This is a genomic window from Leeuwenhoekiella sp. A16 (assembly GCF_047946675.1).
Lineage (GTDB): Bacteria > Bacteroidota > Bacteroidia > Flavobacteriales > Flavobacteriaceae > Leeuwenhoekiella.
This window is the reverse complement of the sequence record NZ_CP172313.1, coordinates 3,712,757-3,725,619: the sequence shown is the minus strand read 5'-3', so window position 1 is coordinate 3,725,619 and position 12,863 is coordinate 3,712,757. Positions and strand designations below refer to the sequence as shown.

Here is a 12,863-nt window from a genome sequence, read left to right as displayed (position 1 = left end):
GCTTTTTTATAGCTTATATTCTTCTAAAATAGAAAGCAACCATTCTTCTGCTTCTTCAAGAGTTGAAAAAACTTCAAACTGTTTATTATAGAAATGCTTTTCAAAAGAAGTGTTTAGCTTACTAAGAGGTTTTTGAGTAACCACAGCAATTGCCATATTGTTATATGCTGGTGATTCCTGCAGGTAGACAACCGGATTTATACTATATGAATTTATTCTATGCGATAGGTAAACATAGGGTTTACCCTTATATATTGTTTCACAGTAGTCAAAGATTTCTTTTTTTTCGTCAGTGTCAAATAATATTCCTTCTTTCATTTCAGCGATTACAATATTTCCTTTAAAGTTAATTTTGCCAAAGCTGAAAACTTTTTCTTCTATCATCAATAACCGGGGGATTAGGGATAAAAAATGAAGCCGTCTTTTTGAGACGGCTTCGATTTATTCAATTAAATTTTTATTAGGACTGGGTAGAGTTTTCAGTCTTTTGAATTGTTATACTTAACTCTTCGTGACCTTCTTCAATATCCATAAAGATACTATCACCTTCAGCTATTTTTGCGGTAATAATTTCTTCGGCAAGAGCATCCTCAATATATTTTTGAATTGCTCTTTTTAAAGGTCTCGCACCATATTCTTTATCAAAACCTTTTTCGCTTATAAAATCTTTAGCCTTATCGCTAAGTTTAAGATCATAGCCTAGATCTTTAATGCGATTGAATAGCTTATGAAGTTCAATATCAATAATCTTATGAATCTCTTTGCGATCAAGTGCATTGAATACCACTACATCGTCAACTCTGTTTAAGAACTCAGGTGCAAATGCTTTTTTCAATGCATTCTGTATAACACTTTTTGTATTCTCGTCAGCCTGGTTTTTACGTGCAGAGGTACCAAAACCTACACCCTGACCAAAGTCTTTAATTTTACGAGCCCCAATGTTTGAGGTCATTATAATAACAGTGTTTCTAAAATCGATCTTGCGACCTAAAGAATCTGTTAAATAACCATCATCAAGAACCTGTAATAACATATTAAAGACATCGGGATGCGCTTTCTCGATCTCATCAAGAAGTATGACTGAATAAGGTTTTCTGCGTACTTTCTCTGTTAATTGACCACCTTCTTCGTAGCCTACATATCCTGGAGGCGCTCCAATTAATCGAGAAACTGCAAATTTCTCCATGTATTCACTCATATCAATTCGTACCAGCGAATCTTCATTGTCAAACAATTCTGTAGCAAGAACTTTAGCTAATTGTGTTTTACCCACACCTGTTTGACCTAAAAATATAAATGACCCAATAGGTTTTTGCGGATCTTTAAGACCAGCTCTGTTTCTTTGTATTGCTTTGGCAACTTTAGCTACTGCTTCATCCTGACCTATTACTTTAGATTTAATAGAACTAGGTAATTCTGCTAGCTTATTGCTTTCAGTTTTTGCAATTCTGTTTACAGGAATACCAGACATCATAGACACAACATCTGCAACATTATCTTCTGTAACAATTTCTTTATGAAGTTTAGATTCTTCTTCCCAGCGTTGTTGAGCAAGAGAGAGTTCTTTCTCTATATTTTTCTCATCATCGCGTAGTTTAGCAGCCTCTTCATATTTCTGTTTTTTAACTACAGAATTTTTGCGCTCGCGCACTTCTTCTAATTGACGCTCCAGATCAAGTATCATTTTAGGCACATCAATATTGATAATATGTACACGTGATCCTGCTTCATCTAAAGCATCTATAGCTTTATCTGGTAAGAATCTGTCTGTCATATATCTGTTTGTAAGCTGTACACAGGCTTTTATAGCTTCAGGAGTGTAAGTTACATTGTGGTGATCTTCATACTTATCTTTAATATTTTCAAGTATTTCTATAGTTTCTTCTACAGAGGTAGGTTCTACTATAACTTTTTGAAAACGTCTTTCAAGAGCTCCATCTTTTTCTATGTATTGTCTGTACTCATCTAGTGTTGTGGCACCAATACATTGTATTTCGCCTCGAGCTAAAGCAGGCTTAAACATGTTACTCGCGTCTAAAGATCCTGTAGCCCCTCCAGCACCTACGATTGTGTGAATCTCATCAATGAAAAGGATAATGTCATCATTCTTTTCAAGCTCATTCATCACTGCTTTCATGCGCTCTTCAAACTGACCGCGGTATTTAGTTCCTGCAACCAGACTTGCTAAATCGAGAGTTACTACGCGCTTATCAAAAAGTATACGTGATACTTTTCTTTTAATGATGCGCAATGCAAGACCTTCTGCAATAGCAGATTTACCTACACCCGGCTCACCAATAAGCAGTGGGTTATTCTTTTTACGTCTACTCAATATTTGAGAAACACGCTCAATTTCTTTTTCTCTACCTACAACCGGGTCAAGTTTGTCTTCTTCAGCCATAGCTGTAAGATCACGACCAAAATTATCCAGAACAGGAGTTTTAGATTTTTTATTGGTTTTATTACCCGGCGTATTAAAAGGATTCTCTTTTGAGGATTCTGCACTAGCATCATCGTCGCTAAAAGATTCATCTTTTATAGGCTCTATATAATCATCATCACTTGTCATCATAAGCTTAAATTGATCTTTTACATTATCATAATCTACTTTTAACTTATTGAGTAACTTGGTCGTAGGATCGTTTTCGTTACGCAATACGCAAAGTAAAAGATGTGCTGTGTTAATAGATGAACTCTGGAAGAGTTTAGCTTCCAGGAACGTTGTTTTTAAAGCACGCTCAGCCTGTCTTGTAAGATGGAGATTTTTTTTCTCGTTGCTTCCTAATGAAGAACCGGGATTTGCAGGGCTTAGAATTTCTACTTTTCTTCTTAAATGATTTAGATCAACATCTAATGCGTGAAGTATATCTATTGCTTTGCCGCTACCATCTCTTAGTAAACCTAACATTAAATGTTCAGTTCCTATAAAATCATGCCCTAATCTAAGGGCTTCCTCTTTACTGTAGGCTATTACGTCCTTTACTCTTGGTGAAAAATTATCATCCATAAATTTTCTCAATCTTTTCTAAGGGTTCTTGCAAAGTAATTGTCAAAAACCATTCCGTTACCATAAGTCGTAAGTAAATTGACAAAATTACTTTCATAGTTGCAAATCAAGATAAGGATACTTATTAAAAATAAGCTGTTAATTATTGTTAATAAAAATCGGTCTTTATACGAGCAAAATCGGCATCTAACACACCAAAAATACGTATCTTGCCCGATAGTGTTTTAATCAAAAAAATTAAAGATTTTATATATGGCTGAAGGAGAGAAGTTAATTCCTATCAACATTGAAGATGAGATGAAATCAGCCTACATTGATTATTCAATGTCGGTCATCGTGTCACGTGCATTGCCTGATGTGCGTGATGGTCTTAAACCAGTACACAGGCGTGTTTTGTTTGGGATGCATGAGTTGGGAGTTCGTTCTAATACCGCTCATAAAAAATCAGCGAGAATAGTAGGAGAAGTATTAGGTAAGTATCACCCGCACGGTGATACATCTGTTTATGATACTATGGTGCGTATGGCTCAGGAATGGAGCTTACGTTATATGCTTGTTGACGGCCAGGGTAACTTTGGTTCTGTAGATGGAGACAGTCCTGCAGCAATGCGATATACAGAGGCAAGAATGCGCAAGATATCTGAAGAGATGCTTGCAGATATAGAAAAAGATACTGTAGACCATCAATTAAATTTTGATGATACATTAAAAGAGCCTACCGTTTTACCTACTCGTATACCGGGTCTATTAGTAAATGGTGCTTCAGGTATAGCGGTTGGTATGGCTACAAATATGCCACCTCATAACCTTTCTGAAGTTATAGATGGTATTTCAGCTTATATAGAAGACCACGATATAGATATTGACGGACTGATGCAGTATATCACTGCGCCAGATTTTCCTACCGGCGGTACAATATATGGTTATGACGGGGTTCGTGAAGCTTTTAAAACCGGTAGAGGTCGTATCGTTATGCGTGGTAAAGCACGTATAGAGGAGGTGAAAGGTAGAGAATGCATCATTGTGCATGAAATACCATACCAAGTCAATAAGGCTGATATGATCAAGAAAACAGCCGATCTTGTTAATGATAAAAAAATAGATGGTATAGCATCTATACGTGATGAATCAGACCGTAACGGGATGCGTATAGTTTATGTATTAAAGAAAGATGCTATTCCTAATATCGTTCTTAATACACTTTATAAGTATACAGCACTGCAGTCTTCTTTTAGTGTGAATAACATTGCCCTTGTAAAAGGCCGTCCTCAAATGCTTAACCTTAAAGATATGATTCACCATTTTGTGGAGCATAGACATGAGGTAGTTGTAAGAAGGACAGAATTTGAATTAAAGAAAGCAGAAGACAGAGCTCATATATTAGAAGGTTTAATCATTGCTTCAGATAATATTGATGAAGTGATTGCCCTAATTCGCGCAAGTAGTAATGCAGATGAAGCGCGCGCTAAATTAATAGAACGCTTTGAGCTTACAGAAATACAGGCCCGTGCGATTGTAGAAATGCGACTAAGACAGCTTACCGGTCTTGAGCAGGATAAATTAAGAGCAGAATATGATGAGCTTCTTAAAACTATTGAAGATTTAAAAGACATTCTTGCCAAAAAAGAACGTCGTATGGAAATCATCAAAGAAGAGCTTCTTGAAGTAAAAGCTAAATATGGCGATGAGCGCCGTACAGATATTGAGTATGCAGGAGGAGATGTTTCTATAACAGATCTTATTCCTGATGAAAAAGTAGTTCTTACAATTTCACATGCGGGTTATATAAAACGTACTTCTCTTGATGAATATAAAACTCAGAATAGAGGAGGAGTTGGGCAGAAAGCATCTACAACGAGAAATGAGGATTTCCTTGAGCATTTGTTTGTTGGTACAAATCACCAATATATGATGTTCTTTACCCAAAAAGGGAAATGTTTCTGGATGCGTGTTTATGAGATCCCAGAGGGTAGTAAAACTTCAAAAGGAAGAGCAATACAAAATTTAATTAGTATTGAGCAAGATGATAAAGTGCAGGCATTTATTTGTACTAATGATCTTAAAGATGAAGAATACATCAATAGTCATTATGTCATAATGGCAACTAAAAAAGGTCAGGTTAAGAAAACTTCTCTTGAGCAATATTCTCGTCCACGTACAAATGGTATCAATGCGATAACCGTGCGTGAAGGTGATGAATTACTTTCTGCAAAACTTACAAATGGTGAGAGCCAGGTTGTGCTGGCAGTGAAGTCTGGTAAGGCAATTCGCTTTGAAGAAAGTAAAACAAGACCCATGGGTCGTGGTGCTTCTGGTGTACGTGGCATAACTCTTGCAGATGATAATGACGAAGTGATAGGAATGGTTGCAGTAAATGATACTGAGTCTAATATTCTTGTTGTTTCTGAAAACGGTTATGGTAAACGTAGTCTGGTAGAAGATTACAGAATCACTAACCGTGGCGGTAAAGGGGTTAAAACAATTTCAGTTACCGAAAAAACCGGCGGACTTGTTGCAATTAATAATGTAACAGATGATGATGATCTAATGATCATAAATAAATCTGGAATTGCAATTAGAATGGGAGTCGCAGATTTAAGAGTAATGGGTCGTGCTACACAAGGTGTAAGACTTATCAACCTTAAAAACGGAGATTCTATAGCCGCTGTAGCGAAAGTAAAACATGATGAGGATGCTCTGGATGAGCTCGATGAAATTGAAGGAACGGAAGGTGAAAGTACTCAAGCTAAATCAAATCAGGAAAAAAACTCTTCTGATGAAGAAGAATAATTAAGTTGAATATAAATTTTAGAAATACTATGAAAACCAAATTTTTATTAATCCTAGCCCTTTCTTTGTCGGCTTTTACATTTGCGCAGAAGAAAGAGTTAAGAACTGTAGAAAAATCGATCAAATCAGGTAGCTTCGATGAAGCTAAAACTCAACTAACTGCTCTTGAAGGAATGATGGGAGCGATGGATGAGGAACAAAAAGAGCAATTTTACTTTTTAAAAGGTCAGGCATATCTAGGTGCTGAAGGCAACAAAGATGGTGCTAGTTTAAAAACTGCTCTCGAGTCATTTAATGAAGTAGCATCACATAACGATGGTGATGATTATGGCGAGGAAGCTAATCAATTAAAATCTCAGGCAGTCAATGGTCTTATTTCTAGCGCTGTTGATGATCAAAATGCAGAGAAATATGGTGAGGCTGCAACTAAGCTTTATGATCTTTATAAAATGAGTCCTAAAGATACTGTTTACTTATATTATGCAGCATCTAATGCTGTAAATGGGCAGGACTATGATACGGCTCTTAATTATTATGAAGAGCTAAAAGACATGGGTTACCGTGGTGTAGAAACTCAATATACTGCAACTAATAAAGAAAGCGGGGAAGTTGAGAATTTTGGATCTGAATCTCAAAGAGATTTGATGGTAAAAACAGGAGATTATATTAAACCTGAGACCAAAAAAACCGAACCAAAAAGTGCAGAAATCGCTAAAAACATTGCATTAATCTACATCAGTCAGGAGAAAAATGATGAAGCCCTTGCTGCAATGGCAGATGCTCGTTCAGAAAATCCTGATGATGATTCTCTTTTAAGATCTGAAGCTGATATCTATCTTAAAATGGGTATGAATGATAAGTATGAGGAGGCAATGCAGCAAATTATTGCTAAAGACCCTAACAATCCTGAATTGTACTTTAATCTTGGTGTAGGGGCTGCTCAAAGTGGAAACACCGAAAAGGCTAAAGAATACTACACAAAAGCTCTTGAGCTAGATCCTGATTTCGCTTCAGCAAACTTAAATATGGCCGCTGCGATGCTGGATAAGGATAAAGAATATATAGATGAGATGAACGGTTTAGGTAATACTAACGCAGATAACAAGCGTTATGATGCTCTTAAAGAACAAAGAATGGAATTATATCGTAGCTCTATTCCTTACTTAGAAAAGGCTGTACAATCTAATCCTAAAAATATTGAGGCAATTCGTACGTTGTACAATATCAATATACAATTAGGAGACCAGGCTAAATCAGATGAATATAAAGCTAAACTTGATGCTTTAGAATCTGAAAACTAATAACAGGTGATAAAACCGTTGTTAGAAGATAGAATACTTAAATCCCGTAAAATTGAATTTTACGGGTTTTTTTTTGCGCTAATTTTAATGCTTATTAAAGGAAGAGATATTTCTTTTATGCATTAAATTAAGTACAAAAACAGGATGATTAATCTCGATAGTACTTTAGGTGTTCTATTCAAAGGATATCCCAATTTCTTAAACCAGTTTAGAGATCATAACATAGATATTTTAGAAACACGTCTACTTTTACGAAAAACTGTAGTAATGCGAGGAGAGGCAGCAGCAGCTGTTTTTTATGATCAGTCTAAATTTAGAAGAAAAGGTGCCACTCCTAAGAGATTTCAGAAAACACTCTTTGGACAAAAAGGAGTACAAGGTCTTGACGGGCAAATGCACCTAGACAGGAAAAGGATGTTTATGCAATGCATGGGGCAGGAATCTATATTGCAATTAGACAACATCTTTAAAAATAATTGGCATATAGCAGTTAAAGATTGGCAAGGAAGGGATAGCATAAAACTTTTTACAGAAGTTGAAACAGTGCTGTGCAAATCGGCTTGTGAATGGGTGGGAGTACCATTGTCACCTGAAGAAGTTGAAGAAAGAACCAGTCAGTTATCAGCGATGATCGATTCATCAGGGGCGGTTGGGTTTAGGCATTATAAAGGGAGGCTTGCACGTAAAAAAGCAGAAAAATGGATTGAAAATTTAATCAAAAACAGGCATAACAGGAAGAGTAATGAGGAGTCTATTTTTAGCTTATTCTCAGAACACCAGAATTCTGCCAACAACAAATTGCCAACATCTGTTGTTGCTGTTGAGATATTAAATCTCTTGCGACCTATTGTTGCAATCTCAAGATATATTACTTTTTCCGCTCTGGCCTTACATAATTATCCGCACTGTGCAAACAAGATCAAAAAAGAGGAGAATTACTTATCAAATTTTGTGCAGGAAGTGAGAAGGTTTTATCCGTTTTTTCCATTTGTTGCTGCTGTTGCGAAAGATGATTTTAAATGGAACAATACAAATTTTACTAAAGGTGAACGGGTATTGCTTGATCTGTACGCCACAGATCATGATGAGAAGATTTGGCAAAGACCGGAAGACTTTAATCCAGATCGTTTTAAAAATTGGGATGGCAGTGCATATAACCTCATACCACAGGGAGGTGGCGATCATTATGTAAATCATAGATGCGCCGGAGAATGGATTACCATCACTTTGATAAAGTCTGCAGTAGGACTTCTTCTGGATATAAATTATACAGTGCCAGAACAGGATCTATCAATTAATATGGCTCGTATTCCGGCGATTCCCAAGAGTAGGTTTATTATAAATGTATCGAAACTAGCTACATAAAAAAGAGGTCCTTTTGAGACCTCTTTTTTTACAGCTTGCTGAAGATTCTATTCTGTTCTGCTGTATTTTTCCATATAGCGTTTCCATAATTCAGTTTGATGTGTCTCAAGACTTATTTCTCGTCCCTGCACCATAGCTCTTGTAACATTATTTCCCATCATTTCTAACGCATTCCCCGTACTCACAAAAAGTGTGGCATCTTTGCCCGCTTCAAGTGTTCCTGCGGTTTTATCAATACCTGTAATCTTAGCTGCATTACTGGTAATTAGTTTTAAAGCATTATCAAATGAAAGACCAAAAGCTGTGAGTTCGCCAGCATAAAAAGGAATGTTCCTGGCTTGCCAGAATTCACCACTATTTCCTAAAGCGACAAGAACGCCTGCATCAATAAGAGTTTTTCCCATTTTGTACGAGATATCGTAGTCATCATCGTCTGCTTCCGGTAGACTGTGCACACGGGCAAGAATAACAGGTACTTTCGCAGCAGCGATCTTATCAGCCACTTTATAACCTCTATAAGCACCTACTAGCACTATATTTGGGATATTCATTTTCTCTTTAAATGCCAGAACATCCATTATTTCCTTTTCACCATCAACATGGATGTAAAGGTTCTCATTTCCACTTAGCATTTCCTGCATTGCAGCATAAGGCAGATTTTTTAGGCTTTCATCACCTGCGTTATAAGCCTTAGACTGCGTGATAAATGCCTCTATATCTGCAACATCATCTTTGTAGTTTTTGTTAGGACTGTAACCGGGATCTTCACCCATCCACCAGCGACCTCTTCTAAAGCTATTTGGCCAATTTAAGTGTATACCATCTCCTCGTTCTATTACAGCATCTTCCCAGTTCCATGCGTCTAGTTGAACCATAGATGACGTACCTGAAATTGTCCCGCCTTGTGGAACCGTCTGTGCGATTAATACTCCGTTGGGACGCATACTTTCAACAACTTTAGATTCTGCGTTATAAGCGATTATTGCCTGCACATGTGGATTGTATTCACCTATTTCGTCCTGATCTTCTGTGGCGCGCACGGCTTCTATCTCAACTAACCCCAGTGTAGTGTCTAGTGCGATAAAACCAGGATAAACATGTTGACCGCTAATATCTATCACTTCACCTAAAAGTGCACGTTTAGTAGTGGTAGCATCAAGAACATCTGTGATCTTACCGTCTTTTATAAATATAAGACTGTTTTCTATTACTTCGCCATTGCCTATATGGGCAGTTCCTCCTGTTAATGTTATTTCGCCCGTCTGCTTTATTGCAGGAGTTTGCTGTGCCCATGAGGTCACTGTAAACAATAGGAGAAGGATATAAATTCTTTTTAATTCTTTCATCTTATTCAAGTGTTTCTAAGGTATCACAATGCATTCTTTGTTTTTCTTCCTTTTTTGCAGGCTGGGTTTTTAGACCTTTGTTCTTTTCAGCCAGCATCAGGGTCATCAGTTTATTTTTCTCTTGCTGAACATCTTTTCTCAACTGCTTGTCTTTCTCAATATCAAAATAAACTGTTCCTTCAACAATTGTTTTTTCCGCGACAGCGCTAATAGACATTGGGTAAGTTGACCACAGTACAAGATCTGCATCTTTACCTTCTTTTATACTTCCTGTTCTGTCATCAATGTGAAGCATTTTTGCAGGATTAAGCGTTACAAACTTCCAGGCTTCCTGCTCAGGAACACCGCCGTATTTCATAGTTTTTGCAGCTTCCTGATTTAATCGTCTGGACATTTCTGCATCATCACTATTAATTCCTGTCAATACGCCCTGACTCCACATAATTGCTGCATTGTAAGGTATCGCATCATTTACTTCGTATTTGTACGCCCACCAGTCGCTAAAAGTTGATCCTGCTACACCATGTTCTGCCATTTTATCTGCTACTTTGTAACCTTCAAGAATGTGCGTGAAAGTGTTGATTCGGAAATCAAAATCTTCAGCAACTTTCATCAGCATATTTATTTCACTTTGAATATAGGAATGCGAAGTCACAAATCGTTCTCCGTTTAGGATCTCATCAAGAGTTTCCATCTCATAATCTTTTCTGTAAGGTTTGCCACTTTTCTTTCTGGTCTCGTATTCTTTAGCTCTTTGAAAATAATCTGTATACATTTGTTGTACACCCATTCTGGTTTGTGGAAATCTGCTAAAGCTGCCCCAGTTAGATTGTTTTACGTTTTCTCCAAGAGCGAACTTGATAAATTTAATATCATCTAGCACCATGTCATCAATAGAACCGCCCCATTTCAACTTCATAATGGCAGATTGACCGCCAATTGGGTTTGCAGAACCATGTAACAGTTGCACAGTAGTAACGCCACCGGCAAGATCTCTGTAAATATCCATATCGTCAGGATTAACAGCATCTTTCATACGCACCTCTGCAGAAGAATTTTGACCAGATTCATTGATTGCAAATGCAGCAATGTGTGAATGCTCATCAATTATCCCGGCTGTAAGATATTTGCCTGTGGCATCAATAACTTTTGCACCGCCGGCAGATAGATTTGTGCCAATGCGTGAAATCTTTCCGTTTTTAATAAGAACATCTGTGTTCTCTAGTATACCGGCATCTTCGCCCGTCCATACTGTAGCGTTTTTAAACAAGATGTCTTCTTGTTTAGGTTTAGTGGCAAAACCAAAAGCTACATTAGGAAAAGCAACTGGCATTACTTCTGGAGTTTCGGTCGATTTTTCCTCTTTTTTATCCGATTTTTCTCCTTCTGCGACCGCTTTTTCTGTTTTAGTTGCTGTAAAAGAGGTTTCTGCGCCAGTGGTAGAAATTGCTTTACCAGTCCACGTTTTTCCTTCTTTGGGTTGACCTACTAAACGAACGTATTTTGTTGCAGATGTATCAGGACTTGTGAATGTGATATTTAACCAGCCATCACTGTAACTAATTTTTGATCCCAGTTTCGTTTCACCTTGTTTTAAAGTAACGCTGGATTTTTCAGTAGATTTGGAGATCTCCATTTCATAAGTATCTCCCGCTACAGCTAATTCATAAGTACCGTCAATATTTATAATATCCGGGTCATTAATTGTGAATTTATCACCTTGTACCCAGTTCTCATATATTTTAGTGTCATCTTCAAATATAGGTCCTGAAGTAACTAAAAAGTTAGCCCAGGTACCGTTTTTAAGTGATCCTATTTCGTCAGACTTACCAAGTATTTGAGCAGGAACCGTGGTAAGCGCCGCAAGAGCAGTTTTTTTATCGAGGCCATATTCAAAAGCCTTTTTAAGCATCTCTGTAAATTTAGAAGGAGATTTTAAGCCGTGCGTTGTAAGTGAAAAAGTAAGACCAGCATCCTGCATTTTTGCCGGATTGGTTGGTGCTTGATTCCATAAAAGCATTTGACTTAATGAAACATATTCAGCCTGGTAGGGATCTTCTACATCATAAGCATCAGGAAAATCGATAGGCAAAATATAAGTTGCGCCTGTTGCTTTCACTTCTCCTATACGCTGGTATTCATCACCGCCGCCCACAATAATAAAAGGAACTTCAGTTTCTTTTGAAAGTTTTGAGATTCGTAAGTCATCATAAAGACCATCACCTACAAATATCTGTGGCAGATCCATATTTCGGTTTAACGCTTCAAGCGAAAGATCTTTTGTGTCTTCATTACCGCCCGCATACCATTTTGCATCTACAAAAAGTTGTCTTATTAAAGCCGTAGCTCCCATGATTGAAGAAGGGTAAGACTGTGGTGAAAGATTACTTTTTTCGAAAGAAAAATACTGTGCAGAATGCTCATCAAGTAAGCGTTGAGCTTCGTCACCTTTTTCATTTAGAGCAACAAGCACACTGGTTCCACGTGCTATAGCATCTTCTTTATGCGCATTTACGACTCCAAAACCGGCTTCAAGTAATTCTTTAGCTGCTTTGTCGTCATATTTAAAATCATCAAGCGCCCTGGTTTCTGGTCGTACATGATCATTCCAATAATAACCTTCTCGGGTAGGCTCGTACTGCGGACTTCTACCGCCGCCTTGTCTTTTCGGCGCTTCAACACCAAAACCTGAAAAAACTTCTATAAAAGAAGGATAGATGTGTTTACCGCCCAGATCTACTACAACGGCATTTTTAGGCTCATTTACAGATTTACCTGTGGCAACTACTTTTCCATTTTGGATTAAAAGCGAACCATTATTTATGGTTTGCTCCGGAGATACGTGAATGGTGGCATTTTTTAGAATAGTGTAATTGGTGTTTTGTGTTTTTACACCATCATTAATAGGGAAGTAGTCCTGCGCCCTGACCATAAATGTCAAAAGCAGAAAACCTCCCAGGAGGGATAATTTTTTAATCATTATAGAGTGGATTTAATTTATGCTCTCTAAAGATAAAACTTGTTAAAAACGATAACTGTTAATTAAGAATTCTT

7 protein-coding genes are annotated in these 12,863 nt (G+C 37.3%); 3 read left to right on the top strand and 4 right to left on the bottom strand.

Annotation, left to right across the window (positions count from 1 at the left end):
- Positions 1-6 precede the first annotated feature (6 nt).
- Positions 7-384 carry a hypothetical protein gene (locus ACH3O9_RS16290; protein ID WP_416442213.1) on the bottom strand — a complete coding sequence of 126 codons (378 nt, stop codon included), beginning with the start codon at positions 382-384 and terminating at the stop codon, positions 7-9.
- Positions 385-460: 76 nt separating this feature from the next.
- A complete protein-coding gene (locus ACH3O9_RS16285) occupies positions 461-3,007 on the bottom strand; it encodes an ATP-dependent Clp protease ATP-binding subunit (RefSeq protein ID WP_416442212.1) in 2,547 nt (848 codons plus the stop codon).
- A gap of 252 nt (positions 3,008-3,259) precedes the next feature.
- Between ACH3O9_RS16285 and gyrA the strand changes: the two genes are divergently transcribed.
- The 3 genes from gyrA to ACH3O9_RS16270 all read left to right on the top strand — a co-directional run bounded on the left by gyrA (position 3,260) and on the right by ACH3O9_RS16270 (position 8,463).
- Entirely contained in the window at positions 3,260-5,797 is a 2,538-nt protein-coding gene (gyrA, locus tag ACH3O9_RS16280; RefSeq protein WP_416442211.1) for a DNA gyrase subunit A, read from the top strand.
- Positions 5,798-5,826: 29 nt separating this feature from the next.
- Positions 5,827-7,098: a tetratricopeptide repeat protein gene (locus ACH3O9_RS16275; protein WP_416442210.1), complete on the top strand. Its 1,272-nt coding sequence runs from the start codon at positions 5,827-5,829 to the stop codon at positions 7,096-7,098.
- A 144-nt stretch (positions 7,099-7,242) separates the two neighbouring features.
- The gene (locus tag ACH3O9_RS16270) at positions 7,243-8,463 is read left to right on the top strand and encodes a cytochrome P450 (RefSeq protein ID WP_416442209.1); all 1,221 of its coding nucleotides are present in this window, start codon (positions 7,243-7,245) and stop codon (positions 8,461-8,463) included.
- Between the two features lie 47 nt (positions 8,464-8,510).
- On the opposite strand, the gene ACH3O9_RS16265 is transcribed toward ACH3O9_RS16270, so the two are convergent.
- Positions 8,511-9,809 (bottom strand): amidohydrolase family protein, encoded by a 1,299-nt coding sequence (locus ACH3O9_RS16265; protein WP_416442208.1) that lies wholly within the window; start codon positions 9,807-9,809, stop codon positions 8,511-8,513.
- A gap of 1 nt (position 9,810) precedes the next feature.
- On the bottom strand, positions 9,811-12,789 hold the full coding sequence (locus ACH3O9_RS16260; protein WP_416442207.1) for an amidohydrolase family protein: 2,979 nt from the start codon (positions 12,787-12,789) through the stop codon (positions 9,811-9,813).
- Between the last annotated feature and the right edge of the window lie 74 nt (positions 12,790-12,863).